The 24681-nt window shown below is 72.4% G+C and carries 23 protein-coding genes and 4 pseudogenes; 10 read left to right on the top strand and 17 right to left on the bottom strand.

The window, feature by feature from the left end:
• Window positions 1-12: 12 nt before the first annotated feature.
• Complete coding sequence (locus E6W39_RS21490; protein ID WP_141634906.1) at window positions 13-825, bottom strand: hypothetical protein; 813 nt, start codon at window positions 823-825, stop codon at window positions 13-15.
• 139 nt (window positions 826-964) lie between these two features.
• Window positions 965-3757 (bottom strand): SdrD B-like domain-containing protein, encoded by a 2793-nt coding sequence (locus E6W39_RS21485; protein ID WP_141634905.1) that lies wholly within the window; start codon window positions 3755-3757, stop codon window positions 965-967.
• Between the two features lie 315 nt (window positions 3758-4072).
• On the opposite strand from E6W39_RS21485, the pseudogene E6W39_RS21480 reads away from it, so the two are divergent.
• Window positions 4073-4470: pseudogene (locus E6W39_RS21480) on the top strand (PPOX class F420-dependent oxidoreductase).
• A 417-nt stretch (window positions 4471-4887) separates the two neighbouring features.
• Here E6W39_RS21480 and E6W39_RS21475 read toward each other — a convergent pair.
• Window positions 4888-5864 (bottom strand): annotated as a pseudogene (locus E6W39_RS21475) (NAD(P)H-quinone oxidoreductase).
• A gap of 274 nt (window positions 5865-6138) precedes the next feature.
• Here E6W39_RS21475 and E6W39_RS21470 point away from each other — a divergent pair.
• The gene (locus E6W39_RS21470) at window positions 6139-6759 is read left to right on the top strand and encodes a cyclodeaminase/cyclohydrolase family protein (protein ID WP_141634904.1); all 621 of its coding nucleotides are present in this window, start codon (window positions 6139-6141) and stop codon (window positions 6757-6759) included.
• A gap of 41 nt (window positions 6760-6800) precedes the next feature.
• Here the strand turns inward: E6W39_RS21470 and E6W39_RS21465 are convergent.
• From E6W39_RS21465 to E6W39_RS21450, 4 genes and pseudogenes are all read right to left on the bottom strand, one after another.
• Window positions 6801-7425 (bottom strand): annotated as a pseudogene (locus E6W39_RS21465) (potassium channel family protein).
• A 156-nt stretch (window positions 7426-7581) separates the two neighbouring features.
• Window positions 7582-8799: a molybdopterin molybdotransferase MoeA gene (locus E6W39_RS21460; RefSeq protein WP_141634903.1), complete on the bottom strand. Its 1218-nt coding sequence runs from the start codon at window positions 8797-8799 to the stop codon at window positions 7582-7584.
• Window positions 8796-9071 (bottom strand): DUF6457 domain-containing protein, encoded by a 276-nt coding sequence (locus E6W39_RS21455; protein ID WP_141634902.1) that lies wholly within the window; start codon window positions 9069-9071, stop codon window positions 8796-8798. The genes E6W39_RS21460 and E6W39_RS21455 overlap by 4 nt, the downstream gene beginning before the upstream one ends.
• 229 nt (window positions 9072-9300) lie before the next feature.
• Window positions 9301-10038 (bottom strand): MBL fold metallo-hydrolase, encoded by a 738-nt coding sequence (locus E6W39_RS21450; protein WP_141634901.1) that lies wholly within the window; start codon window positions 10036-10038, stop codon window positions 9301-9303.
• Here E6W39_RS21450 and E6W39_RS21445 point away from each other — a divergent pair.
• On the top strand, window positions 10037-10372 hold the full coding sequence (locus tag E6W39_RS21445) for a hypothetical protein (RefSeq protein WP_141634900.1): 336 nt from the start codon (window positions 10037-10039) through the stop codon (window positions 10370-10372). The genes E6W39_RS21450 and E6W39_RS21445 overlap by 2 nt on opposite strands.
• A 159-nt stretch (window positions 10373-10531) precedes the next feature.
• Here E6W39_RS21445 and E6W39_RS21440 read toward each other — a convergent pair whose 3' ends face one another.
• A complete protein-coding gene (locus E6W39_RS21440) occupies window positions 10532-11029 on the bottom strand; it encodes a class I SAM-dependent methyltransferase (RefSeq protein ID WP_323809159.1) in 498 nt (165 codons plus the stop codon).
• 144 nt (window positions 11030-11173) lie between these two features.
• Window positions 11174-11809 (bottom strand): annotated as a pseudogene (locus tag E6W39_RS39555) (HAD family hydrolase); the annotation flags it as partial.
• Between the two features lie 107 nt (window positions 11810-11916).
• On the opposite strand from E6W39_RS39555, the gene E6W39_RS21435 reads away from it, so the two are divergent.
• Window positions 11917-12240, top strand: coding sequence for a DUF1330 domain-containing protein (locus E6W39_RS21435; protein ID WP_141634899.1), 324 nt, complete (start codon window positions 11917-11919; stop codon window positions 12238-12240).
• A 100-nt stretch (window positions 12241-12340) separates the two neighbouring features.
• Window positions 12341-13051, top strand: a complete 711-nt coding sequence (locus E6W39_RS21430; RefSeq protein WP_141634898.1) for an MBL fold metallo-hydrolase — start codon at window positions 12341-12343, stop codon at window positions 13049-13051.
• 7 nt (window positions 13052-13058) lie between these two features.
• Here the strand turns inward: E6W39_RS21430 and E6W39_RS21425 are convergent, their stop codons facing one another.
• A complete protein-coding gene (locus tag E6W39_RS21425) occupies window positions 13059-13424 on the bottom strand; it encodes a GatB/YqeY domain-containing protein (RefSeq protein WP_141634897.1) in 366 nt (121 codons plus the stop codon).
• Window positions 13425-13535: 111 nt separating this feature from the next.
• Between E6W39_RS21425 and E6W39_RS21420 the strand changes: the two genes are divergently transcribed.
• Window positions 13536-14102, top strand: a complete 567-nt coding sequence (locus tag E6W39_RS21420) for a TetR/AcrR family transcriptional regulator (protein WP_141634896.1) — start codon at window positions 13536-13538, stop codon at window positions 14100-14102.
• Here E6W39_RS21420 and E6W39_RS21415 read toward each other — a convergent pair.
• Both E6W39_RS21415 and dnaB read right to left on the bottom strand, forming a co-directional pair.
• The gene (locus E6W39_RS21415) at window positions 14092-14760 is read right to left on the bottom strand and encodes a M15 family metallopeptidase (RefSeq protein ID WP_141634895.1); all 669 of its coding nucleotides are present in this window, start codon (window positions 14758-14760) and stop codon (window positions 14092-14094) included. The genes E6W39_RS21420 and E6W39_RS21415 overlap by 11 nt on opposite strands.
• 33 nt (window positions 14761-14793) lie before the next feature.
• Window positions 14794-16305 carry a replicative DNA helicase gene (gene dnaB, locus E6W39_RS21410; protein ID WP_101385051.1) on the bottom strand — a complete coding sequence of 504 codons (1512 nt, stop codon included), beginning with the start codon at window positions 16303-16305 and terminating at the stop codon, window positions 14794-14796.
• 337 nt (window positions 16306-16642) lie between these two features.
• Here dnaB and E6W39_RS21405 point away from each other — a divergent pair, with 337 nt between their 5' ends.
• The gene (locus E6W39_RS21405) at window positions 16643-18001 is read left to right on the top strand and encodes an MATE family efflux transporter (RefSeq protein WP_141634894.1); all 1359 of its coding nucleotides are present in this window, start codon (window positions 16643-16645) and stop codon (window positions 17999-18001) included.
• Window positions 18002-18134: 133 nt separating this feature from the next.
• Here E6W39_RS21405 and rplI read toward each other — a convergent pair whose 3' ends face one another.
• From rplI to rpsF, 4 genes are all read right to left on the bottom strand, one after another.
• Window positions 18135-18575 (bottom strand): 50S ribosomal protein L9, encoded by a 441-nt coding sequence (gene rplI / locus E6W39_RS21400; RefSeq protein ID WP_101380701.1) that lies wholly within the window; start codon window positions 18573-18575, stop codon window positions 18135-18137.
• Window positions 18576-18592: 17 nt separating this feature from the next.
• The gene (gene rpsR, locus E6W39_RS21395) at window positions 18593-18829 is read right to left on the bottom strand and encodes a 30S ribosomal protein S18 (RefSeq protein WP_030304537.1); all 237 of its coding nucleotides are present in this window, start codon (window positions 18827-18829) and stop codon (window positions 18593-18595) included.
• 75 nt (window positions 18830-18904) lie between these two features.
• Window positions 18905-19513, bottom strand: a complete 609-nt coding sequence (locus E6W39_RS21390) for a single-stranded DNA-binding protein (protein WP_141634893.1) — start codon at window positions 19511-19513, stop codon at window positions 18905-18907.
• Between the two features lie 99 nt (window positions 19514-19612).
• Window positions 19613-19903 (bottom strand): 30S ribosomal protein S6, encoded by a 291-nt coding sequence (rpsF, locus tag E6W39_RS21385; protein WP_141634892.1) that lies wholly within the window; start codon window positions 19901-19903, stop codon window positions 19613-19615.
• Window positions 19904-20205: 302 nt separating this feature from the next.
• On the opposite strand from rpsF, the gene E6W39_RS21380 reads away from it, so the two are divergent.
• The 3 genes from E6W39_RS21380 (at window position 20206) to E6W39_RS21370 (ending at window position 22955) form a co-directional block, all read left to right on the top strand.
• A complete protein-coding gene (locus E6W39_RS21380; protein WP_141634891.1) occupies window positions 20206-20517 on the top strand; it encodes a hypothetical protein in 312 nt (103 codons plus the stop codon).
• 216 nt (window positions 20518-20733) lie between these two features.
• The gene (locus E6W39_RS21375) at window positions 20734-21852 is read left to right on the top strand and encodes a lipid II:glycine glycyltransferase FemX (RefSeq protein WP_141634890.1); all 1119 of its coding nucleotides are present in this window, start codon (window positions 20734-20736) and stop codon (window positions 21850-21852) included.
• Between the two features lie 50 nt (window positions 21853-21902).
• Window positions 21903-22955 carry an alanine racemase gene (locus E6W39_RS21370; protein WP_141634889.1) on the top strand — a complete coding sequence of 351 codons (1053 nt, stop codon included), beginning with the start codon at window positions 21903-21905 and terminating at the stop codon, window positions 22953-22955.
• Between the two features lie 50 nt (window positions 22956-23005).
• On the opposite strand, the gene E6W39_RS21365 is transcribed toward E6W39_RS21370, so the two are convergent.
• A complete protein-coding gene (locus E6W39_RS21365; RefSeq protein WP_141634888.1) occupies window positions 23006-24574 on the bottom strand; it encodes a glycosyltransferase family 87 protein in 1569 nt (522 codons plus the stop codon).
• Between the last annotated feature and the right edge of the window lie 107 nt (window positions 24575-24681).

Below are 24681 nucleotides of genomic sequence, written 5' to 3'. Positions count from 1 at the left end.
GGCGCGCAGCGGTCAGCCGGTGGCCCACGGCGCCTCGGGGAGCACGGCGCTGCCGTCGTGCCCGGCGAACTCCAGGGAGGTCGGTGTTCCCAGGCCCGCCATCCGCATCGTCACCCGCCGCAGTCCGCCGCTGCCGTCGACCCAGTAGGTCAGCGGCGACCGCCCGCCATCGGCTCCGGTACCGGGCGTGGTGCCCTCGGCGCGCGGCCCGGCCATCCGGTCGTAGTCGCGGCCGTCGATCCGGTCGCGGCCCAGCCAGCGGGCGCCGGACTGGGCGAGCAGCAGCGGGTTGTCGGGCCGGTCCGCGCCGAGCTCCATCAGCAACTGGAGCCCGGCGTCCAGGGGATCGGTCGTGTAGGCGCGCGGGGACCAGCCCGAGCGCGGGATGTGCTCGGCCTGCTGCCAGGGCGGGCTGGTGTCCAGCGCGGGGGCCAGGCCGAGGCCGTCGCCGTCCCAGACGATCAGGCCGTGGTCCAGCTGCGCGGCGGATGCAGTGGACGATCCGGCGGTCCCGGTGGTCTGGTAGCTCCCCACGGCCCGGTGGGTCCGGTAGTCCACCACTCCGCTGACCCGCAGCACCACGCCGCCGCCCTCGGTGGCCGTCAGGGTCACCGCCACGGGGCTGGCCTGGTACAGGTTCAGCCTGGTCAGCGCCAGCCGCGACGCCTCGTCCATCGTCACCGGCCGCTCGCCCTTGCTGCCGCTCAGGCTCCGGTAGGCGGCCACGCCGCCCACCGCGGCGCCGCACACCGCGAGCGCGACCAGGGCTCTGAGCCAGCGGGTCCGGCGAGGCGTGCGGCCGTCGGTCTTGGTCTTCCGAGCCATGCGGGCGCCTTCTCTCCTCGGTCTGCCTTGTCGCTCTCGCCGTCGATCGGTCACGCAGTCGGGCGGGTTCACCGACCACAGGTCGGCGAACCCGCCCGATCCGGCCCCGGTCACCGGTGCCGGCCACCCCTTTCGGGGTCTAGCTGTGCTGTGCCCTGCGCCTGCGCATCAGCACCAGCAGCGCCGCGCCGCCGGCGGTGAACACGGCGCCGCCGACCAGGGCCAGCGGAACCACCTCGCCCATGCCGGTGAACGCGAGGTGCGAGCCGGGCGGGGAGCCGGGGCCGGGCGCGGGCGGCGTCGGGCCCGGCGCGGCCGGCGTCGGGGTCGGGGACGGGGACGGGCTTCGTGTCGGCGTCGGAGTCGGGGTCGGGCTGGGAGACGGGGTGACGAGCTTCTGGTTGACCGCCGTCACCGTGACACCGGTACCGAGGTTGTCGGCGTTCAGCACCAGCGGCCCGAACACCGTCACGGCCGGTGCGGCGTACCCGGCAGGCGGGCTGACCTCCTGCCAGTAGTACGTCCCCACCGTCCCGCTGCCCTGGCAGACGCCGTCGGCCCCGGTCGTGCAGGGGCCACCGACCTTGGTGTCGGGCTTGGACCCGGTGGTCTGCAGGCCGTCGGTGCCGTTCGTCTCCTTCCACAGCTGGAACTCGGCCCCGGCCAGCGGCTTGCCGTCCTGGTCGTGCTTGACCAGCCGCAGCACGCCCTCCTGCTGCCGGAAGCCGAAGTCGTAGGTGTGGTTGTCCTCGCCGGGCCCGCCGGTGGTCAGCGCCCGTTCCGGGTACGTCGCACCGGGCGGAACGATGCCCTTGGAGTCGATGAAGTGGTTGGTCCCGACGTCCGCGTCGGTCGGCACCCACTCGTAGAGCGGACCGCCCTTGGCGTAGTCGGCCGGGTTGTCGAGGCGGATGGTGTAGTCGGTCTTCGGCTTCAGCCCGCCGGTGACGTCGGAGTTGTCGAAGTAGTACTCACCGCGCGCCGTCGTCGTGGTCGTTCCGACCAGCTTGCCCGACCCGTCGTACAGGTGGACGGTCGCGCCCACCACCGGCTTCTGGCCCGGGTTCTGGATGCCCTTGCGCTCGGGGTCGTACCAGACCCGGTTGCCGATCTGCAGCGGGGCCTGGTCGCAGAGCACCTCCAGGTCGCCCATCGAGGCGCCCTTGCCGAAGGGGGCGCTGGTCCCCTTCGGAGTCAGCCGCAGACCGAACTTCGGGTCGTGCCGGCCGTCCGCCCGCTGGAGGAACGACGTGCCGTAGCCGACCGGCGTGTGGTCGGGGTCGAAGCCGGAGACCGCGATGGTGTTCTCGACCTTGGAGAGCGCCATCCCGGCGAACGCCGTGTTGTGGTGGCCCACCTCGGCCCAGGCGGTGTCGAAGAAGCGGGTGCCCCGGGGTGACAGCCCGCAGCCGTTGTCGGTGTCCATCACGTACGTGCCGTTCGACAGGCAGGCCTTGTCCAGGTCGCCGCCGGACATGACGTTGGAGACCGAGCCCGGCGCGGGGGCGCCCGGCCCGCGGTCGGCGAAGCGGTCGCGGAAGGTCAGCAGCATCGAGCCGTCGGTCTCGAAGCCGACCTCGCCCAACTCCGGTTCGGGGTTGGCGATGGTGTAGTTGCCGCAGGCCTTCCCGTTCTGCGTGGTCGGGTAGGTGCTCGTCCACGGGAACCAGCCCGCGCCGTCGCACGGGCCCGAACCGACGGTCGACTGCCGCGGGTAGTCCAGCGGCTGGTCCAGCACCGGTTTGCCGAACGCCCCGGTGGCGAGGTCGAAGGGCATGACCACCGCGCGCAGGTCGGAGACCTTGCCGGTGGACTGGCCGGAGCACACGCCGCCGACGTAGCCGACGTCGTCCTGCATGCCCAGGCCGAACGGTCGCCAGTCCCCGCCGGCCGGGCAGCCCGGATCCGGGATCGGGTAGGCGGCCTTCGGCGCGGTCGCGTTCGCCGCGGTGGCGTCGTAGCGGTAGAGCTTGCGGTTGTTGAGGTTGACGACGAACAGGCTCGTGCCGTCGTCGGTGATCTTGATGCCGCCCAGGCTCTCCTTGCCCGCCACATCGAGGAAGGCGTCGTCCGTCCCCGGTCCGTGCACCGTCGTCCCCGCATCCGGAACGGTGGTGAACAGCGTGGTCGTGTTCCGCACGGGGTCGGTCACGTAGATCCCGCCGGCGCCGCCAGGACCGTAGTCGGTGCCGCGCTTGGCCATCGCCGAGGAGAAGATCCGCTTGTCCGCCTTGTTCCACGCGATGCCGAACAGGGTCCCGGTCTGGGCCTTGGTGGCGATGTCGGTGACGTTGACGTCGACGCCGTCCTGGCCGCGCGCGCTGTACGGGAAGGAGACCAGCGTGCGCTGGGATCCACCCTCGTTCGTGGTGGGCTGACAGGTGGTCACCAGGGTTGCGTTCTTCTGGCAGTAGTCACCCGGGCTCCACAGGCCGGTGGTGTACGCCACCTTCTTCCCGCCGGAGAGGTCGACGAACTCCTCGTTGCTGCTCAGCTGGGTGGGCGCGCCGTCCAGTCCCTGACGCGAGGCGAAGGCCGGGAACAGCACACCGGGCTGCGGATTCACCACCTGCACCCGGTACTTGCCGCCGGTGGCCTTGCTCGTGGCCGGCGCCAGCGTCACCGTGCCGTCGGCAGCCGTGACCGCGTTGATGCTGGTTCCGGCGTCATCGGTGAGGGTCACCGTGACGCCCGCGATGCCCGGCTCCAGCGCGGGCGTCCACACCCCGCTGGTGTCCACGGCCCGGATCACCCGGACCGTCACCGATCCGTCCCCCGCCTGCGAGTACGCCGTCGGCGCCCCCACCAACGAGCAACTGCCGATCCCTACCAGGATCGCCGCGACGCCGCCCACCGTGCGGCGCCCGACTGCCCCGGCCCGGCGACGCGGCTCGCGCGCGCCGCCATCCGATTGGTCATGTGTAGATGTCATCCCCTGCTCTCATCGCTCGGGAGGGCCAACCGCCCAACCTCATGGGGGGAGTTCACAGAAATGGCGGAGAACCGCCGTACGGCGAGCTTAAAGGGGAATTAAGCAAGATCGTGGCGGAATGGCGAATTCGGCATCCATCACTCCACCGCACAAGTGTTCTCAATTCGCACAGACACCCAAGACCCGGGGCACGATCTTCCCCGTCTGCTGCTCCCCCGCCCGCAGCGCCCAGTGCGCCTGCACCGCGTCTCCAGCGGCAGCACCTAGGGTGAGCAGGCCGGATCCGACAGTTGGGGCCGATGGAAGGGGCACACCGTGCTGTCAGACGACCTCAAGCACTACCTCGACGACAACCCGGTCTTCGCGACCCTGGCCACCATCCAACCCGACGGCAGCCCCCAGCTGTCGGTCGTATGGATCAAGCGCGATGGCGACGACCTGCTGTTCTCCACGGTCGTCGGGCGGCGCAAGGAGCAGAACCTGAGGCGCGATCCGCGCGTGACCGTCATGATCAACCCCCGAACGCGCCCTACACCTACGCCGAGATCCGTGGCGAGGCCGCCATGACCACCGAGGGCGGTCCAGGGCTGATCGACGAGCTCTCCCGCAAGTACACCGGCAAGGACTACGCCGAGTTCAACCCGGCCGCCGCCGACGACGCCCAGCGGCTGGTCGTCCGCATCACTCCCCGCAAGGTCGTCGGCAGACTCTGAGCACCGCCCGGCACCGCCGGGCAGTTGGGTGAGCCACCGACACCCACGCACACCCTCGGGAATGACCAGCCGACCGTCCTGGGTTTCTCCTCGGTTGATCTCGCACGCCAGTCATACGGAGTCGCCGAGCAGTCGGTCGATGCGCCTGGGCAGACCGCTGCCCCGACGGTGCTGGCGATGACAGCGCTCGGGGAAAGGTCCATGGCGGTGGTGCAGGACGACACCGAGGTGGACGCGGACGTCCTGGTCGGCACCACCGTGCTGAGCGTCGAGGAAGGCCCGGGGTACATCGGCGGCTCATACGACGTACCGCTCCTTGAGCGCCTCGCCAGGATGTTCACCGAACGGGTCCAGCAAGCCCGCCGGCCACCGAGGAGCTTCCGGTGGCCGGCTGACAGCCGCACTGACCTTTCTTGCTCAGGCCTGGAGCACGATCTTCCCCACCTGCTCGCCCGCCTCCAGCGCCCGGTGCGCCTCGGCAGCCTCCTGCAGCGGCAGCACCCGGTCGATGATCGGCTTCACCACACCCGACTCCACCAGCGGCCACACGTGCTCCCGCACCGCCGCCACGATCGCCGCCTTCTCCACCAGCGGACGCGGCCGCAGCGATGTCGCCACCACCGCCGCCCGCTTCGCCAGCAGCTTGCCCAGGTCCAACTCCCCGGTCCGCCCGCCCTGCAGACCGATGATCACCAACCGGCCCGCCATCGCCAGCGCATCCACGTTCCGCTGCAGGTACTTGGCCCCCATGATGTCCAGGATCACGTCCACCCCGTGCCCGTCGGTGGCCTCCCCCACCGCCGCCACGAAGTCCTGCTCCCGGTAGTTCACCAGCACGTCCGCGCCCAACTCCTTGCAGCGCGCCAGCTTCTTCGCGCTCCCGGCCGTCACGATCACCTTGGCGCCGACGGCCTTCGCCAACTGCGTCGCCATCGTCCCGATCCCACTCGCACCACCGTGCAGCAGCACCGTCTCATTCGGACGCAGGTGCGCCACCATGAACAGGTTCGACCACACGGTGGCGGCGACCTCCGGCAGGGCGGCGGCGGCGACCAGGCCCAGGCCGCGCGGGATCGGCAGCAGCTGCCCGACCGGGACGACGACCTGCTGCGCGTAACCGCCGCCGGCCAGCAGTGCGCAGACCTCGTCGCCGACCGCCCAGCCCGAGACACCGGGGCCCAGCGCCGCGATCCGACCCGAGCACTCCAGGCCGGGGTACTCGGCGGCACCGGGCGGCGGGGGTAGAAGCCCTGGCGCTGCATCAGGTCGGCGCGGTTGACGGCGGTGGCGGCGACCTCGACCAGGACCTCGCCCTCACCGGGGACCGGGTCCTCGACCTCGGCCCAGACGAGGGCGTCGGGACCACCGGGCTCAGGAATCGTGATTGCGTACATGGCTCGAAGCTACTCGCCGGTGCAGCCGATCGGGCCTGCGCCACCCTGTGGCCGACCACACACGACCGCACATCGGTCGCGACACCGGTCCCGCGATCGCCGAACCGATGCCGGACGGACGCCGAAGCGACGCCGGTCGGACTCCGAAGCGACGCCGGACGAACGCCGGACAGACACCAGAGGGACGCCGGACGCTCGCTCCCGGTCAGTGAACTGACGGTGCGTCAGCTGTGGCAGGATGCGACTACCGATCCTTTCGACCGGAAGAGCCGCCGTGCGCGACGAGACGATCAGTGACTTCCTGGACCGACTGGCCGACCGGGTTCCCGCCCCCGGTGGCGGCGCGTCGGCCGCCCTGCACGCAGCCCAGGCCGGGGCGCTGCTCGCCATGGTGGCCCGCTACAGCACCGGGGAGAAGTACGCCGCCCACCAGGTCATGGTGGACCGGATCATCCGGGAGGCCGACGCGCTGCGCGGGCGGGCGCTGACGCTGGCCGAGCAGGATGCCGCCGCGTTCACCGCGGTGGCCGACGCCTACCGGCTGCCCAAGGACTCCGAGCAGGCCAGGGCGGCCCGGTCGGCGGCGATCGCCCGGGCACTGGTCGGGGCCGCCCGGCCGCCGGCCGAGGTGATCACGGTGGCGCTGGACGCGGTGGAGCTGGCCGAGGCGCTGCTGCCGATCGGCAACCCCAATGTGATCACCGATGTGGCCGCCGCCGCGGAGGCGGCCCGCGCCGCCGCAACCACCGCGCGGGTGAACGTCGAAGTCAATCTCACCGGGATCCGGGACGAGCGGACCCGCGGCGCGCTGCTCGCGGACACGGCCCGGGTGGACGAGATCGCCGCCCGGGCCGAGCAGATCACGGCCGCGGTCCGCGCCGAGCTGGCGAAGTGAGCGAGCCAGTGGGGTGAGCGAGCCCGGGAACCGACCGGCCGTCACTCGGTCGGCGCAACGCGCTGAATGCTGATCACCCGGTCGGTGGCTTGCAGCACCGCGGCCTCGGGGTCGGCGAAGTCCAGGATCCGCCGTCCCCGCACCACCGCGACCACCAGGTCGTCGCATTTGCGCGGGCTGCCGCCGGACTCGGCCCGGGTCACCGGGCGTTCCACCACGTTCAGGCCCCGGCCGTAGGTGAGCAGCGCCTCCATCACCGAACCGGCGTTCGGACTGAGCATCGACAGGCCGGGAGGTGCCCCCATCTGCTTGCGGGTCCGCTCGGCCAGCACCTCCAGGGTGGTGCCGACCAAGATGATCAGGAAGACCACCCGCAGCGGGGTGATGATCAGGATGTTGATCAGCCGCGCCCCGTGGCTGACCGGGGTGATGTCGCCGTATCCGGTGGGTGGTGGAGAGGGTGACGGTCGCGTAGTAGGCGGCGTCCAGGAAGTCCGGGGTGCCGTCCGCGCTGTCGTGGTAGCCGTCCCGGTCCACCCGGACCAGCACCGTGGTGACCACCGGCACCGACAGCGCCACCGCCACCCGCAGGCCGACCTGGCGCAGCGGCTGCCGACTCCCGCGAGCCGGCAGCACGGCCCCCGGGTCCGGCTCCGCCTTGGTCATGCCTCCAGCATGCGGGTCCGGTGGGCGGATCGCGCGTTCATTCGAGCAGTGGGCGGGCCCGGTGGGGGAACCGCGCGGCCGTCCTGGCTGACCGGCAGTCAGGGTCGAAGCGCCCGTCAGTTCGACATCGGCAGCAGCTCCACCCTGCGGCGCCCGTCAGTTCGGCACCGGCAGCAGCTCCACCCTGCCCCCGGCCGCCACCCCGCCGGGCGGCAGCACGGCCAGCGCGTCCGCCAGCGCCAGGCCGCGCAGCATCGCGGGGCCGTCGAAGGCGAGCGGCACCGGGCCGTCCTCGGTCAGCCGCACCGGGAGCAGCCGGGTATCGGCCGGCAGCCCGCGCAGCCCCTGGGACGTCCGGGTGAACCGGCCAGCGGCCGAGCGGCCGACCAGCGCGTGCAGCAGCGGCAGCGCCAGGGTGACCGTGCCGGCCACCGCGGCCAGCGGATTGCCGGGCAGCCCGACAAGGTGGCGGACCGGGCCGCCGGGCCGGACCGGCGGCAGCTCGGCGAGCAGCATCGGATGGCCGGGGCGGACGGCGACCCCGTCCACCAGCAGCCGGGCGCCGCTCTCGGCCAGCGCGGCGTGCAGGAAGTCCACCGGCCCGGCGGCGGTCCCGCCGGTGGTGATCACCACCTCGGCGGCCGAGTGGCGCAGCGCGTCCCGCAGCAGGCCGAAGTCGTCCCGCACCGCGCGGCGGCCGAGCAGCTCGGCACCGGCCGCGGCCAGCCATGGCTGGAGCATCGGGCCCAGTGCGTCGCGGACCAGGCCGGGCCCGGGCAGCCCCGCCGTCAGCAGCTCGTCGCCGAGCACCAGCAGCTCGACCGTGGGGCGCCGGCGGACCGTCAGCCGGTCGTGGCCGCAGGCAGCCGCCAGGCCCAGGACCGCCGCGGTCACCAGGGTGCCCGCCGGCAGCAGCTGCTCGTCCAAGCGGCACTCCTGGCCGCGCGGCCGGACGTCCTTGCCGGGACCGGGCTCGGAGGTGGCCCGCAGCGTTCGGGCCGCCGGGGCGGGGCCGCCCGACACCCGGCCGTCCTCACGCCGCAGCACCGCGGTGGCGCCCGGCGGCAGCTGGGCGCCGGTGGCGATCCCGGTCGCCCAGCCGTCGGCCAGCGGCGGCGGGGTCCGGCCGGCCAGCACCTGCCCGGCCAGCCGCCACGGCCCCGGCCCGGCCACCGCCCAGCCGTCCATCGCGGAGGTGTCGAAGGCCGGCAGGTCGGTGAGCGCGGTCAGCGGCTCGGCCAGCACCTGGCCGAGGGCATCGGCCGGCTCGGTCTCGGCACCGGGCAGCAGCCCGCGGGCACCGGCCTGCCGGGCGGTGTCGCGGGCCTGCGGCCAGGGGACGACGGCTATCCCGCGGGCCGCCGTCGCGGTCACGGCTGCTCCGCGGACCCGTCGGAGGCGGCGTCCTGCGCCCACCGCTCGGCGAGTGCGGTCATCCGCTGCGCCGCCGCGCTGACGGCTTCGACGCCGCCCCCGCGGGCGGCCGCGGCGTAGCCGACCAGGAAGGCGGTCAGCGGGGCGGCCGGGCGCTCCACCCCGTGCGCGACCACCCGGGTCATGTCGAGCAGTTCCCTGATGTCGGCCGTCAGCTCGATGCCCAGCTCAGCGGCGGCCTCGGCCATCCAGTCGTCCAGCGTGCGTCCCATGGGGCACCATGCTGCCCGATCCGGACGACGGCGCGATGCTCCGGGTGTGAGCGGCATGGGTCGTTTCGCTCACGCGGCTGGTCCCCGCACGGTGAAACCCGTGCATCGTCCCGCCCCCACGACACGTCCCCGCACGGTGAAACCCGTGCATCGTCCCGCCCCCACGACACGTCCCCGCACGGTGAGAGCCGCAGGTCACCCCGCCCCACGGCGGGCGGCCCGGTGGCGCTCAGCCAGGCGGCACGGCGTTGGCCTGCGCCCCCGCCGTCAGGAACAGCGGCAGGGTGAGCCGCCCGTAGCGCTCGCCCATCGCGGTGATCAGCGCCTCCGGGTCGTCGGGGTGGTGGGCCAGCAGCCGGTCGAAGTCCCGCAGGTAGCCGCGGGTGAAGTCGAGCACCCGGTCCGCGTCGTCGTCCTGCTCCGGGGCCCGGTGGCCGGCCACCACCCGCTCGGCGCCGAGGCCGGCGATCCGGTCCAGGTTGGCCTGCCAGGCGGCCCGCTGCTCGGTGGTGGTCTCGGCGGTCCGCAGGTGGGTGCCGTTGAAGGCGAAGTCGCCGGCGATCACGGTGCGCGAGCCCGGCACGTGCACCACGGTGGAGTGCGCGCAGTCGGCCTGCCCCAGCAGCAGCACCCGGATCAGCTGGTGGTCGATCATCAGCGGCAGTGGGCGCAGCGGACGCGGCACCAGCGGGTGCTCCGGAACGTCGTCGCCGAAGATCGGCCGCAGCTCGGCGCGGTGGCGTTCGCCGTTGGTGGCGATCTCCCCGACCACGGGCGGGGCGGCGAGCACATGGGCCTGCGGGAAGAGCCGCAGCACCTCCTCGACGCCGAAGTAGTGGTCGGGGTGCGGGTGGGTGATCAGCACGGCCACCAGGTTGCGGCCCTTGCCGGCGATCCATTCGGCGAGCTCGCGGCCGGCGCTCCGGGTGGGCTGCGCGTCCACCAGGACGGCGTCGCGGGCGCCCATGATCAGGGTGGAGGTGGTGAAGAAGGCCGACTCGGGGCCGCTGAAGACGGCGATCTCCAGCGGCGGTGCCGGCGGCTGGGCGGCGGTCGAGCCGTTCGGTCCGCCCGCTCGGCCGTGCGCCGGGACCGGCCCCAGGTTCCGCGCGGACGCCGGCTCGGACGCCGGCCTGCGCGCGAGCTCGAACGACGCCCCGGCCGCCTCAGCGGCGGCAGGCCCCGCCCCGGAGGATGGCTCGGGCTCCGGTTCGGCCGACGGCTGCGACGCCGAGGCGGGCCCGGACGACGGCTCGGACGACGGCTCGGGCGATGGCGTCGGCGGCACGGGCGCTCCCTGATCGGCGGCGGGCAGGTCGCCCCCCAGCATGGAAGGCCCGCCCCGCCCACGCCCGGCAGGCGCGCCCGGCCGGGTGAGCCGACGCGGTGTGAGATCCCCCACCATCAGCCCCCTGGGCCGACCACGCGCCAGCCACTTGATCCCCCGTCAGTCCTGCCCGTCAGTCCCGGACGAACCCGAGCTCGCTCCACCGCACATCCGCCCGCCCGTGCAGGTCACCACGCTCGTCCCGGTGCACCAGGCGCAGCCCGGCGGCCCCGGCCTGGCCGAGCAGCTCGGCGTCCGGCACCTCGAACATCCGCCGCCCGGCCGGCACCGGACCGTGCCGCACCGTCAGCACCAGCGTGCCGCCGGGCGCCAGCAGCTCCAGCACCCGCTCGAACGCCCGGGCCCGCTCCGCCGGGGACAGGTGCATCCACACCGCGGTCCCCATGACCAGGTCGAACGGGCCGGTGACCCCCGGCAGCTGCGGCAGTGCCCCGGCCACCCACTCGATGTCGACGCCCGCGTGCCGCCGCCGTCCCAGCTCACGCAGCTCGGCCACCGGCTCCGCGGCGGTCACCCGGTAGCCGCGCCCGGCCAGCGCGGCGGCGTCCCGCCCGGTCCCGGCACCCAGGTCGAGCACCCTCCCCCAGCCTTCGGCCGGGGGTGCCCCCATCGGGGGCGCCGGCAGCAGCGGCAGCACCCGCTGGTGCACCTGCTCGAAGCTGACGCTCTCGTACTGCTCCAGCAGCTGCCCGGCCGCCGCCGCGTACCCCGCGGTGCCGGCGGTCGCCCCCTGGCCGGTACCGCCCAGCTTCTCCAGCAGCGCCGGCAGCTCCCGCATGTCGGTGAAGACCTGCGCGCCCTCCGCGGCCAGCCAGTCGGCCGGGGTCAGCCCGCCCGCGAAGCCGAGCGCCCGCATCCCGGCCGCCCGCGCCGCCCGCACCCCGTACTTGCTGTCCTCCACCACCACGCACGCTTCGGGCCGCACACCCATGCGCCGGGCCGCGTGCAGGAACAGGTCGGGGGCCGGCTTGCCGTGCCGCACCTCACTCGCGCTGAATATCCGACCGTCGAACCAGTCGTACAGGCCGGTCCGGCCCAGTGTGTGCCGCATCTTCTCGTGACTGCCGCTGGACGCCAAGCAGCTCGGCAGCCGCAGCTCGGCCAGTGCCTCCCGGATCCCCGGCACCGGGCTCAACTCCCGGTCCACCGCCTCCCGGTGCAGCTCCTCGAAGCGCTGCTGCCACGGAGCCACCACCCGCTCGCCGAGCTGTTCGGCGATCTGCTCGCCGATCGAGGCACTCGACCGGCCGACGAACCGCTCCACCACCTCGTCCTCGGTCAGCGGCCAGCCCAGCTCCGCCCCCGCCACCACATGCGCGCGCACCGCGATCGGCTCGCTGTCCACCAGCACACCGTCGCAGTCGAAGACCACCAGTTCGATTTCCGTCATCGGGTCAGGCTAGCCAGCTACCTATGCACGACTGATTCGGGTCCGGCCCCGACTGCCTACCGTCATAACCACAGCGAACCGCTCCCCACCACCACTCGGAGGACACCATGGCCGCCTACGCCCTCGCCCACATGCACTCGGTCGACTTCGGCCCGCAGATCATCGAGTACCTGGAGAGGATCGACGCCACCCTGGACGACTTCGGCGGCCGGTTCATCGTCCACGGCAACCCGATCGAGCTGATCGAAGGCAGCTGGGACGGCAACCTGATCATCATCGAGTTCCCCGACCTGGAGCGGGCCCGGGCCTGGTACGACTCCCCGCAGTACCAGGAGATCCTGCCGCTGCGCACCGAGAACTCGGTCAGCGACACCCTGCTGGTCGGTGGCATGCCGGACGGCTACCGGGGCGCCGACTCGCTGAAGCACTGACCGCGCGCCGCCCGACTCCCCGTTCGCCCAGCGGGAACGACGGTCAGCTGTCGACCCGAAGGTACTGACTGCACGTCAGCTCACCTCTACCGTCCATCCCATGGACCTCATCGAGCTCACGCCCACCGTCTGGCAGCTCCCGCTCCCGATCGGCCACGTCCACCTGGTGCGCCGGGAGGCCGGCTTCGCGGTCGTCGACACCGGCGTTCCCGGCACCGCCCCCGCCATCCTGGCCGCCCTGCACGAACTCGGCGCCCGGCCCGCGGACCTGCGCCAGATCGTCCTCACCCACTCGCACTTCGACCACATGGGCTCCGCCGCCGACCTGGTGGCGGCCACCGGCGCCGAGGTGCTGGCCGGTGCCGTCGACGCCCCCGTGATCAGCGGTGCCGAACCCGAGCCGATGGCGCAGCTCACCCCCGCCGAGGCCGAGCTCTACCAGAAGGTCACCGCGGGCAACCCCTCGGCCGCGCTGCGCCGTCTGCCGGTGGACCGCACGCTGACGGACGGCGAACAGCTGGCCGGCTGGGGCGAGCCGGTCCAGGTGCTGCACGTACCGGGGCACACCTTCGGCGCCATCGCCCTGCACCTGCCCGAGAGCGGGGTGCTGTTCCCCGGTGACCTGATCGGCACCGGCCCGGATGCGGCCCACCTCGGACCGTTCAACGTCGACCGGGCGCAGGCCATCGCCTCGTTCCACCGGCTGGCCGCGCTCACCCCGAAGGTCCTCTGCCCGCCGCACGGCACCCCGTTCACCAGCGGGGCCGCCGACCTGCTGCGCACGGCCACCCCGGAGCTGGACTGGGCCTGACCTGCCCTCAGGCCAGGTAGGCCGCCAACACCAGGGCCTCGGCGCGCAGTTGCTCGGCCCGGGTGGGCTGCCCGGCCCGTTCGTACTGCTCGGCGGCGGCCTCCCGCTCGGCCACCTCGGCGGCCAGCAGCTCGACCTCCTGGGCTTCGGTCAGCTCGCGGCGCTCCGCCTCCGCCGCGCCGGCGCCGATCGGGATCTGGCCGATCGCCAGGTTGCGGTCGGCGTCCGCGTCACGCTCCACCGCCTCGGCGTTCTCCAGCACGCCCAGGGCCACCCGCAGCACGCCGACCGTCGCCCGGTCCCGCCCGCGCATCGCCTCGGTCAGCCCGGCCCGCAGCCGCTCCCGCAGCGCACTCCTCGTTCCGTTCACCATGCCGGCGACGATACGGAGCGGGCCGCCGTGGCAGCGAGCGCTTTCCGCCGCCTCCCCACAGCCGCCTCCCTATAGTGGCAAGCATTCACCCACCCGTCAGGAGGAGGGCGCTTGAGCACCCGAGAGCGGATCCTGGACGCCGCCGCCGAGGTCCTGCGCGCACAGGGCGTCGCCCAGACGACGACCAAGCAGATCGCGCGCGCCGCCGGCTGCTCCGAGGCGCTGCTCTACAAGCACTTCCACGACAAGGAGGAGATCCTCCTGCATGTGCTGCGGGAGCGGATGCCGGCCTTCCCGACCACCGCCGCCCCGGGCGAGGGCACGGTGGCGGAGAACCTGACCGCCACCGCCCACCAGGCACTGCGCTTCTACCGGGACGCCTTCCCGATGTTCGCCTCGCTGCTGGCGCAGCCCACCCTGATGACCGCCGCCCGCGAATCGCTGGCCAAGTACGGCGCGGGCCCGCAGCTCCCGATCGCCCAACTCGCCGACTACCTGCGGGCCGAACAGCGGCTCGGCCGGGTCCGCGCCGGCGCCGATGCCGAGGCCGCCGCGGCCCTGCTGATGGGCGCCTGCTTCCAGCAGGGCTTCCTGCGCTACTTCCAGCAGGACGGAGACTTTGCGCCCGGCGCCGCCGCCGACCTGGTGGCCGGGCTCCTGCTGCTGCTCAACTGCTAGCCGTATCAAGCTCCTTGGGCCCGTAGAGGGCGGCCGCCGCGCCGGTCTGCAGGGCCCAGTAGCGGTCCCCGTACGACCAGTGCCACCACTCCGTAGGGTAGTTGACCAGACCGGCGGCGGTGAGCGCACTCCCCAGGATCCCCCGAAGGGCGCGAGCCTGTTCGCCGATGTTCTCCGCCGCCGTGTAGCAGGCGCCGGCGCTCTCCTCGGGAGTGGCGTTCATCCGGGTGCCCAGGTCGAGTTCACGGCCATCGGCATCCGCCAGCGTCAGGTCGACGGCCGCACCGGCGCTGTGCGGTGCGATCTCGGGCGGCGACACGTACCGGCTGGCCGCCTCCCGCACCCGCTCGGCGGACCACTGGGGCTGCTCGGCCCGCAACCGTGCCGCGTACTCGTCGAAGTAGCGCCGCTGCAAGGCCGGCGGGCGGTACCCCTCGACGAACAGCAGCCGCATCCCGTCCGGCAGTTGGGCCTGGGCCTCGCCCAGCCGGGCCAGCACCCCGTCCCGCAGCCAGCCGAACGCCCCCGCGGAGTCATGCCACTTGCGCTGGTCCACCAGCAGCCGGCCGTCCCGCCGCACGTCCACCAGCCGTTCGCCGCACTCCCGAACGGGTATCGCCGCGACCCTCGGGTCGGCCATCAAAATGATCTCGGTCATGCGGCGATCATCCCGCGCCGAGCTGAGCGGCCGTCAGTCCCGGGTCATGTCCACAAAGCGCGAGTAGTGGCCCTGGAACGCCACCGTGATGGTGGCCGTCGGACCGTTACGGTGCTTGGCGACGATCAGGTCGGCCTCACCGGCGCGCGGCGACTCCTTCTCGTAGGCGTCCTCGCGGTGCAGCAGGATGACCATGTCGGCGTCCTGCTCGATGGAGCCCGACTCACGCAGGTCCGAGACCATCGGCTTCTTGTCGGTTCGCTGCTCCGGGCCACGGTTCAGCTGGGAGAGCGCGATCACCGGGACCTCCAGCTCCTTGGCCAGCAGCTTGAGGTTACGGGACATGTCCGAGACCTCCTGCTGACGGCTCTCGGCCCGGCGCGAACCACCGGACTGCATCAGCTGCAGGTAGTCGATGACCACCAGCTTGAGGTCGTTGCGCTGCTTGAGGCGGCGGCACTTCGCCCGGATCTCCATCATCGACAGGTTCGGCGAGTCGTCGATGTACAGCGGCGCCGCCGTCACGTCCGGCATCCGCCGCGCCACTCTGGTCCAGTCGTCGTCCGTCATGTTGCCGGACCGCATGTGGTGCAGTGCGACCCGCGCCTCGGCCGACAGCAGACGCATCGCGATCTCGTTGCGCCCCATTTCGAGGGAGAAGATGACGCTGGGGAGCGCGTTGTGGATCGAGCAGGCCCGCGCGAAGTCCAGGGCGAGGGTCGACTTACCCATCGCGGGTCGGGCCGCGATGACGATCATCTGGCCCGGGTGCAGGCCGTTGGTCAGGGCGTCCAGGTCGGCGAAACCGGTGGGAACGCCGGACATCTGGCCCTGGCGGGAGCCGATGGCCTCGATCTCGTCGAGGGCGCCCTCCATGATGTCGGCCAGCGGGGCGTAGTCCTCGTTGGTGCGCTGCTCGGTGACGGCGTAGATCTCGGCCTGGGCGGCGTTGACGATCTCGTCCACGTCGCCCTCGGCGGCGTAGCCCATCCCGGCGATCCGGGTGCCGGCCTCGACCAGGCGGCGCAGCACGGCGCGCTCGTGGACGATCTCCGCGTAGTACTCGGCGTTGGCGGCGGTCGGGACGGAGTTGACCAGGGTGTGCAGGTAGGTGGGGCCGCCGACCCGACTGAGCTCGCCGCGCTTGGTGAGCTCGCTGGCGACGGTGATCGGGTCGGCCGGCTCGCCGCGGGCGTAGAGGTCGAGGATCGCGCTGTGGATCAGCTCGTGGGCCGGGCGGTAGTAGTCGATCGGCTTGAGGACCTCGACCACGTCGGCGATGGCGTCCTTGGAGAGCATCATGCCGCCGAGCACGGACTGCTCAGCGGGGATGTCCTGCGGCGGGACCCGCTCGAAGCCCTCGGCGCCGCCCTGGCGCTCCCGGTCGCCGTCACCGTCCCGCTTGCGGAAGTCACCCTTGCGGAACTCGCCGCCCTTGCGGAACTCGCCGTTGCCCTGGCGGCGGGCGGCCGGGAGGCGGTCGCTGGGGGTGTCGGTGGGGAAGTCCTCGGGACCGAGCCAGTCGTCCTCCGGGGGCGGCGGCACGTCGTTGTCGTCGTACTGGGTGCCGGTCACGCGTGATCCCCGTTCAGCGAGCGTGCGAGTGGTGCGAAGGGTGAACGACCACGCTACGGGGACGGCCTGGCCAGGGCCAAGCCGGATCACCCGAGTTATCCACAGGGGGTGTGGATGACTCTCCCAAGTCTGTGGACAACAGCCCGAAACCTGTGCACAAGCATGGGGACAGCCCTGTGGATAACCAGACGATCTCTTCGGTGTCAACTCGCTGACCTGCGGGAACTCTGTCCACTGGCTGTGCATGAGAAAAACTTCACACACCCGCACCACCCTGCGCCCCCCTGTGGATGGCTACCGTGCCACCATGCCCGCTCGCACATTCGACCTCCCCCCGCGCTCTGCCGGGAGGGGCCCCCACCGCCGGTACGACCGGGAGATCCTCGCCCTGGCGATCCCGGCCTTCGGCGCCCTGGTCGCGGAACCGCTGTTCCTGATCGGCGACTCGGCGATCGTCGGGCACCTGGGCACCGCCCAGCTGGCCGGCCTCGGGGTGGCGGGCACCGCGCTCACCACGCTGACCGGGGTGTTCGTCTTCCTCGCCTACGCCACCACCGCGGCGGTGGCCCGGCGGATCGGTGCCGGGGACCGCCGGGCGGCCGTCCAGCAGGGTCTGGACGGCCTCTGGCTGGCCGTACTGCTGGGGTTGCCGCTGGCCCTGCTGTGCTACCTGCTGGCGCCCGGAGTGGCCGGCGCACTGGGCGCGTCGAGCACCGCCGCGCCGTACGCGGTGACCTACCTGCGGATCAGCGCGCTCGGGATCCCGGCGATGCTGCTGGTGCTGGCGGCCACCGGGGTGCTGCGCGGCCTGCAGGACACCCGGACCCCGCTGCTGGTGGCCATCGGGTCGTTCTCCGCCAATCTGCTGCTCAACGTGGGGCTGGTCTACGGCGCGGGGCTCGGGGTGGCCGGCTCGGCCTGGGGCACGGTGCTGGCGCAGACCGGGATGGCGGCGGTCTACCTGGCCGTGGTGGTGCGCGGCGCCCGGCGGGAGCGGGCCGGGCTGCGGCCGCACCCGGCCGGGATCCGGGCCTGTGCCCGGGCGGGCGGGCCGCTGCTGGTCCGCACCCTGTCGCTGCGGGCGATCCTGGTGCTCGCCACCGCGGTGGCCGCCCGGCTGGGAGACCAGCAGGTCGCGGCCCATCAGATCGCGATGACGCTGTGGAGCTTCCTGGCGTTCGCGCTGGACGCCATCGCGATCGCCGGGCAGGCGATCATCGGGCGCTGCCTGGGGGCCGGCGACCCGGTCGGCGCGCGGGCGGCGACCCGGCGGATGACCCAGTGGGGGATCGGCTCCGGAGTGGTGCTCGGGCTGCTGACGGTGGTCGCGGGACCGCTCTACACGCCGCTGTTCACCGCCGACCCCGGGGTGCGGCACCAGCTGACCGGGGTGCTGGTGCTGCTCGCGCTGACCGAGCCGGCCTGCGGGCTGGCCTTCGTGCTGGACGGGGTGCTGATGGGCGCCGGCGACGGCCGGTACCTGGCCTGGGCGATGCTCGCCACCCTGGCGGTCTTCGCGCCGGTGGCACTGGCCCTGCCGGCGCTGGGCGGCGGACTGGCCGGCCTCTGGTGGGCGATGAACCTGATGATGCTGGTCCGCGCGGCCTTCCTGGTCGGCCGGATGCGCACCGGCCGCTGGCTGGTCACCGGCGCGGTCCGGGCCTGAGCAGCAGGGCCGGCCCGCACTGTGCGGGCCTGAACTGCGCGGGCCTTCGATCAGTCCGGAAACGCCCGAGGGCCGGGGCCTCCCATGCGGGAGGCCCCGGCCCTCGGGGTCACGACCAGTGGTGCGCCTGGACTCAGGCGACGACCAGGTCGAGGTTGGCCTGAACGTCAGCGTGGAGCTTGACGGCGACCTTGTGGGTGCCCACGGTCTTGATCGGCGAGGCGATCGTGACGGCGCGCTTGTCCACCGCCGGGCCGCCGGCGGCCTTGACGGCCTCGACGACGTCGGCCTGGGTGACCGAGCCGAACAGGCGGCCGGCGTCACCGGAGCGCACCTTCAGCTTCAGCTGCAGGCCCTCGAGGGTGGCCTTGACCTCGTTGGCCGCCTCGATGGTCTGGATCTCGTGGATCTTGCGAGCGCGACGGATCGCGTCGACGTCCTTCTGGCCGCCCTTGGTCCAGCGGATGGCGAAGCCACGCGGGACCAGGAAGTTGCGGGCGTAGCCGTCCTTGACCTCGACGACCTCGCCGGCGCTGCCGAGGCCGGCGACCTCGTGGGTGAGGATGATCTTCATTCTTCGGTCACCCTCTCTTAGCGCGCGGTGCTGGTGTAGGGCAGCAGCGCCATCTCACGGCTGTTCTTCACGGCCGTGGCGACGTCACGCTGGTGCTGGGTGCAGTTGCCGGTGACCCGGCGGGCACGGATCTTGCCGCGGTCGGAGATGAACTTCCGCAGCAGGTTCGTGTCCTTGTAGTCAACGTAGTTGACCTTGTCCTTGCAGAAGACGCAAACCTTCTTCTTCGGCTTGCGAGCAGGCGGCTTCGCCATGGTGTGCTCCAAATGAGGATCACGATCCGGGTCCGTCGCAGCGACGGGCCCCGGGTCGCACGAAATCTGTCAGCTCTAGAACGGAGGCTCTTCCGAGTAGCCGCCACCCGAAGGCGCACCCCAGCCACCGCCACCGGCGTTGCCGCCGGACGGCGCACTGGACGCCCACGGGTCGTCGGACGGGCCGGACTGGCCGCCGCCGGAGTTGCCACCCCAGCTGCCGCCACCCTGGTTGCCGCCCTGGCCACCCCAGCCGCCCTGGCCGCCGCCCTGCTGCGGGCCGCCGCCAAAGCCACCACCGCCACCGCCACCGGGGCCGCGGTTGGCCCGGGTCACCTTGGCGGTCGCCGAACGCAGGCTCGGGCCGACCTCGTCGACCTCGACCTCGAAGACCGTCCGCTTCTCGCCTTCCTTGGTCTCGTAAGACCGCTGGCGCAGTCGGCCCTGCACGATCACGCGCATGCCGCGCTGCAGCGACTCGGCCACGTTCTCCGCCGGCTGACGCCAGACGTTGCACGTGAGGAAGAGGCTTTCGCCGTCCTTCCACTCGTTGGTCTGGCGGTCGAAGGTGCGGGGAGTGGACGCGATGCGGAACTTCGCGACCGCCGCACCCGAGGGGGTGAAACGCAGCTCGGGGTCGTCGACGAGATTGCCGACGAGGGTGATGACGGTCTCGCCTGCCATGGTGTGCTGACCTCTCGGGAGGAGGAGTTCCGTTCAGCGATGTTTCACGTGAAACATCGGACGCGAGCCCTCGGGACCGTCAACGGTCCCGGAGGTGGCTCAGTGGGTGTCCGGGCGCAGGACCTTGGTCCGCAGAACCTGCTCGCTCAGCGACAGCTGGCGGTCAAGCTCCTTGACGACCTCAGGCGTGGCCTTGAGGTCGATGACCGAGTAGATGCCCTCGGGCTGCTTCTTGATCTCGTACGCCAGGCGACGACGGCCCCAGGTGTCGACCTTCTCAACGGTGCCGCCACCAGTGCGGACGACGTTGAGGAAGCTCTCGATCAGGGGGGAGACAGCGCGCTCCTCGACCGAGGGGTCGAGGATGACCATCACCTCGTAGTGACGCATGGGTAAACCCACCTCCTTTGGACTCAACGGCCACGGTCTCTCCGTGGCAGGAGGGTTGTACGGCGTCGGCACTGGTGGTGCACCGACCCACTGCCACCGTAGCGGCCGGGTCTGACAACCGACCCCCGGCGACCTGCTTGAAGGCATGCGGGGGCACAGATACACCAGTGCAGATCGCACAGCCTACCCGCACCCATCCGGCCGAACAAAACGCCCATCGATTGCCGCCCGGTCTCAAGCGGCGCAATCTGGGCAGAACGGGTTCATCAGCATCGCCCGGCCCCCGCTGGAGGTGGGTTTCCATGGCACAGACCATCCGCCGAGTCCCCGCGTTCACCCTCAACACCGACGGCCACCCGCACCCCAGGGAGAACACCCTGGTCGCGCTGACCGCCATGCTCGGTGTGCTGGCCTTCACCTCGTCGTTCTTCCACGACCTGCACCTGTTGAGTTCCTGGAGTGGCCTGGTCGGCGTGATCACCGGCCTGTGGGGGCAGTTCATCTCGGCCACCACCGCCGAGCGGTTCGTCCTGGTGATCGGCATCGCGATGTGCGCCTTCGGCCTCGGCATCGCCCTGGCCCACGGCGGGCTGTTCGGCGGTACCGCCGGCTAGTCGCCGCCCGGTTGCGACGGCCGTGCGAGCCCCGGCGCGAGCACGGCGCATGAGACGGCGCTCCCGCTGCGGGGGCGCCGTCTCGCTGCCTCGGGCTCCGGCGCCGCCGCCCGCTCTAGGGTTCGATCGAACGCGCCGTACCGGACCAGCACAAAACGGACCTTTCGGGCGTTAGGGTCAAGAGTCAACAAAATCTTCCAAGGGAGCACCAGGAGCATGAGCCTGCGTCTGAGGACGATCACCCGTGAGGAGCACCTCGCCTTCGTGCGCAGTCGGCCCTCCGTCAGCCATATGCAGGTGCCCTCCTGGGGTGAGGTCAAGTCCGAGTGGCGCCATGAGTCGATCGGCTGGTTCGACGCCTCCAACACCCTGGTCGGTGCCGGCCTGGTGCTCTACCGGCAGCTGCCCAAGCTCAAGCGCTACCTGGCCTACCTGCCCGAGGGCCCGGTGATCGACTGGTTCGACCAGGACCTGGACCGCTGGCTGCGCCCGATGCTGGGCCACCTGAAGGAGCAGGGCGCCTTCTCGGTGAAGATCGGGCCGCCGGTGGTGATCCGCCGCTGGGGCGCCGCGACCGTCAAGGAGGCGGTGGCCGGCGGGCAGGCCAAGCGGCTGCGCGACGTGGATCCGGACTGGTACGAGCCGCGGGCCTTCGCGGTGGCCGAACGGCTGCGCAAGGCCGGCTGGCGGCAGGGCGAGGACGGCGGCGCCGGCTTCGGTGACGTCCAGCCGCGCTACGTCTTCCAGGTGCCGCTGGCCAACCGCTCGCTGGACGACATCCAGCGCAACTTCAACCAGCTGTGGCGGCGCAACATCAAGAAGGCCGAGAAGAGCGGCGTGGAGGTGGTCCAGGGCGGCTACGACGACCTGCCGGTCTTCCACCAGCTCTACGCACTGACCGCCGAGCGGGACAAGTTCACCCCGCGCCCGCTGGCCTACTTCCAGCGCCAGTGGCAGGTGCTGACCGCCGAGGACCCCAACCGGATGCGGCTCTACCTGGCCTACCACCAGGGCGAACCGCTGGCCGCGACCACCATGCTGACGGTCGGTCAGCACGTCTGGTACTCCTACGGCGCCTCGGCCAACCACAAGCGCGAGGTCAAGCCGTCCAACGCGGTCCAGTGGCGGATGATCCGGGACGCCTACGCGCTCGGCGCGGGCGTCTACGACATGCGCGGGATCAGCGACACGCTGGACGAGGACGACCCGCTCTACGGCCTGATCCAGTTCAAACTGGGCACGGGTGGTCAGGCCGCCGAGTACCTGGGCGAATGGGACTTCCCGGTCAACAAGCTGCTCCACAAGGCGCTGGACCTCTACATGTCGCGCCGCTGACCACGTCCGACCGCACCGCCGCACCGCCCCCTCCAGCACGGAGCGCACCAATGACCCTTTCGCTGTACGTGGACACCGACCGCTGGCGGGACCACCAGCGCGCCCTGCTGGCCGAGTTCCCCGGGCTGGTGCCGGTGGCGAAGGGCAACGGCTACGGGCTGGGCAACCTGCGGCTGGCGCGGGAGGCGGAGCTGCTGGGCACCGGCCTGCTGGCGGTCGGCACCGCGACGGAGGCGGCCGAGGTGCTCGCCGCCGGCTACCCGGGCGAGGTGCTGGTGCTCACCCCGTACCGGGTCGGCGAGCCGGCCGTGGCGCTGCCCGGGCCCGACGCCCCCGCCAGGGTGCTGCGCACCGTGGCCGGCCTGGAGGCGCTGCGGGCGCTGGCCGGGGCCCGTGTGGTGGTGGAGTGCATGACCAGCATGCGCCGGCACGGGATCGCCCGGGCCGACCTGGCGCACTGCACGCAGGCCGGGGCAGGCCGGGTCGAGGGCTTCGCGCTGCACCTGCCGCTGGACCGGCCGGACCGCAGCAGCCCGATCGCCGAGGTGGCCGGGTGGGTGGCCGCGATCACCGCGGCCGGACTGCCGGCCAGGACCGTCTACCTCAGCCATCTGAGCGCCGCCGGCGCGGCCGAGCTGGCCAGCCACCACCCGGAGACGGTGTTCCGCTCCCGGATCGGCACCCGGCTCTGGCTGGGCGACGTGGCGGCGCTGGAGGCGCGGGCCACCGTGCTGGACGTGACGGCGGTGCGCCGCGGCGAGCGGTACGGCTACCGGCAGCACAAGGCGCCGTCCGAGGGCCATCTGCTGGTGGTCTCCGGCGGCACCGCGCACGGCATCGGCATGGAGGCCCCCAAGTACCTGCACGGGCTGCTGCCCCGGGTGAAGGGGATCGCCCGGGCCGGGCTGGCCACCGTCAACCGGACCCTGTCGCCGTACCAGTGGGACGGCCGCCAGCTCTGGTTCGCCGAGCCGCCGCACATGCAGGTGAGCATCCTCTTCCTGCCCGGCGGCGCCAAGCCCCCGGCGGTGGGGGACGAGCTGGCCGTGACGGTGCGGCACACCACCACCCACTTCGACCGGGTGCTGGACCGTCAGGTCTGAGCGGCGCCGTCCGGCTCGGCCCGCCCCGCGTCCTCGGGGGCCGCCACCGGCTACGCCTCCAGCACGTCCCGGGGGGCGTCCTCGGGGGTGTCCCGGGGCGCCGCCCAGTCCACCTCGCCGACCGGGGCCGGCGGCAGGTACTCGGCCAAGGGCGCCTCGTCGCGCAGCCGGCGGGCGGCGCCCAGCACGAAGGCGTCCGGCGCGAAGTCCAGCACCCCGCCCGACGGGTCGTCGCTGCCGTCCCAGCGCACCGGGTCGCGCTCCGGGCGCAGGATGTCGCGGACCACCATGCAGCAGAGGTAGAGCGTGCCGGCCAGGTGCAGGATGATCGCGAAGTGGTACCAGTCCTGGCCGATGCCGTGCTGCTTGGCGTCCCCGGTGTAGGCCAGGTAGGACCAGATGCCGAGGTAGTAGAGCACCTCGCAGGCCTGCCAGATCAGGAAGTCGCGCCAGCGCGGCCGGGCCAGCACCGCCAGCGGCAGCAGCCAGAGCACGTACTGCGGCGAGTAGACCTTGTTGGTGAGCACGAAGGCGGCCACCACCAGGAAGACCAGCTGGGCGTAGCGGGGCCGCCGCGGGGCGGTCAGCGCCAGCCAGCCGATCATCAGGCAGAGCCCGATCAGCAGCCCCGCGATCCAGGCGTTGAGGGAGCCCAGCGCCTGGTTGCGGTCCTGCATCAGGATCATCCAGAAGGAGCCGAAGTCCTCCTTGCGGCTCTGGCTGAAGGTGTAGAAGGTCTTCCAGCCGTCCCAGCTGGCGATCATGATCGGCAGGTTGACCACCAGCCAGGCACCGACCGCGCCGCCGACGGCCTGGCCGAAGGCCCGCCAGCGGCCGGCCCGCAGGCAGAGCACCAGCAGCGGCCCGAGCAGCAGCAGCGGGTAGAACTTGGCGGCGGTGGCCAGACCGATGAAGACGCCGGCCCAGACGGGGCGGCTGCGCGACCAGTAGGCCATCGCGACGGCGGTCAGCGCGACCGCGAGCAGGTCCCAGTTGATGGTGGCGTTCAGCGCCAGCGCCGGGGCCAGCGCGAAGAGCAGCGCGTCCCAGGGGCGGCGGCGGTGGGTGCGGGAGAGCGCGACCACCGTGACCACCGCGCAGATCAGCAGCATGGCGGCGTTGACCATCCAGAACCACTGCTCACGGCCCTGGATCGCCCCGGTGGTGGGGGTCAGCCAGCCGGCGATCTGCATGAACAGACCGGTCAGCACCGGGTACTCCAGGAACTTCATGTCCGGAGTGGGCAGTGGGATCTGGTCGAGGTACGGGTGCAGGCCGGCCGCCAGGCCGCGGGCCGAGTAGAGGTGCGGGATGTCGCTGTAGCAGGCGTGGGTGTACTGACTGGTGGCGCCGTAGAACCAGCCGCTGGTGTAGCAGGGCAGCTTCTGGACCAGGCCGAGGCAGTAGGTGAGCACGGTGGCCAGTGCCAGGAAGCGGGCCGGGATCCACCACGAGACCCCGAGCAGCGCCCGGCGCCCGGGCGGGCCGCCGATCAGCTCGCTGCCGGCCGCCGAGACCGGGTCCTCGTCCGCGGGGACGACCACGGTGTTGGGCAGCGGGCCTTGCGGCTGGACCGGGACGGCCTCGGCGGCGGTCTGGTCGCGCGTGCTGGACGTCATGGCCGACATACTGCCGCACGCGTGCCGATCCGACGAGGACCGGTCCGTGCCGGTGCCCGAAAAGGCCTGCGGCCCCGCTCCGAGGAGCGGGGCCGCAGTGGGTGGTG

The sequence above is a fragment of the Kitasatospora acidiphila genome (genome assembly GCF_006636205.1).
Classification (GTDB): domain Bacteria; phylum Actinomycetota; class Actinomycetes; order Streptomycetales; family Streptomycetaceae; genus Kitasatospora; species Kitasatospora acidiphila.
This window is presented reverse-complemented; position numbering and strand designations above follow the sequence as displayed.

Bases quoted from the DNA above. Each gene is read 5' to 3' on its own strand.
- E6W39_RS21390 (WP_141634893.1), bottom strand. From the start codon at position 19,513: ATGGCAGGCGAGACCGTCATCACCCTCGTCGGCAATCTCGTCGACGAC.
- E6W39_RS21490 (WP_141634906.1), bottom strand. From the start codon at position 825: ATGGCTCGGAAGACCAAGACCGACGGCCGCACGCCTCGCCGGACCCGC.
- E6W39_RS21485 (WP_141634905.1), bottom strand. From the start codon at position 3,757: ATGACATCTACACATGACCAATCGGATGGCGGCGCGCGCGAGCCGCGT.
- E6W39_RS21425 (WP_141634897.1), bottom strand. From the start codon at position 13,424: ATGGTGAACGGAACGAGGAGTGCGCTGCGGGAGCGGCTGCGGGCCGGG.
- rpsF (WP_141634892.1), bottom strand. From the start codon at position 19,903: ATGCGTCACTACGAGGTGATGGTCATCCTCGACCCCTCGGTCGAGGAG.
- E6W39_RS21440 (WP_323809159.1), bottom strand. From the start codon at position 11,029: ATGGGGGCACCCCCGGCCGAAGGCTGGGGGAGGGTGCTCGACCTGGGT.
- rpsR (WP_030304537.1), bottom strand. From the start codon at position 18,829: ATGGCGAAGCCGCCTGCTCGCAAGCCGAAGAAGAAGGTTTGCGTCTTC.
- E6W39_RS21455 (WP_141634902.1), bottom strand. From the start codon at position 9,071: ATGGGACGCACGCTGGACGACTGGATGGCCGAGGCCGCCGCTGAGCTG.
- E6W39_RS21415 (WP_141634895.1), bottom strand. From the start codon at position 14,760: ATGACCGAGATCATTTTGATGGCCGACCCGAGGGTCGCGGCGATACCC.
- E6W39_RS21405 (WP_141634894.1), top strand. From the start codon at position 16,643: ATGCCCGCTCGCACATTCGACCTCCCCCCGCGCTCTGCCGGGAGGGGC.
- E6W39_RS21380 (WP_141634891.1), top strand. From the start codon at position 20,206: ATGGCACAGACCATCCGCCGAGTCCCCGCGTTCACCCTCAACACCGAC.
- E6W39_RS21445 (WP_141634900.1), top strand. From the start codon at position 10,037: ATGATCAGGGTGGAGGTGGTGAAGAAGGCCGACTCGGGGCCGCTGAAG.
- E6W39_RS21375 (WP_141634890.1), top strand. From the start codon at position 20,734: ATGAGCCTGCGTCTGAGGACGATCACCCGTGAGGAGCACCTCGCCTTC.
- E6W39_RS21430 (WP_141634898.1), top strand. From the start codon at position 12,341: ATGGACCTCATCGAGCTCACGCCCACCGTCTGGCAGCTCCCGCTCCCG.
- E6W39_RS21365 (WP_141634888.1), bottom strand. From the start codon at position 24,574: ATGACGTCCAGCACGCGCGACCAGACCGCCGCCGAGGCCGTCCCGGTC.
- E6W39_RS21370 (WP_141634889.1), top strand. From the start codon at position 21,903: ATGACCCTTTCGCTGTACGTGGACACCGACCGCTGGCGGGACCACCAG.
- E6W39_RS21435 (WP_141634899.1), top strand. From the start codon at position 11,917: ATGGCCGCCTACGCCCTCGCCCACATGCACTCGGTCGACTTCGGCCCG.
- rplI (WP_101380701.1), bottom strand. From the start codon at position 18,575: ATGAAGATCATCCTCACCCACGAGGTCGCCGGCCTCGGCAGCGCCGGC.
- E6W39_RS21450 (WP_141634901.1), bottom strand. From the start codon at position 10,038: ATGGGCGCCCGCGACGCCGTCCTGGTGGACGCGCAGCCCACCCGGAGC.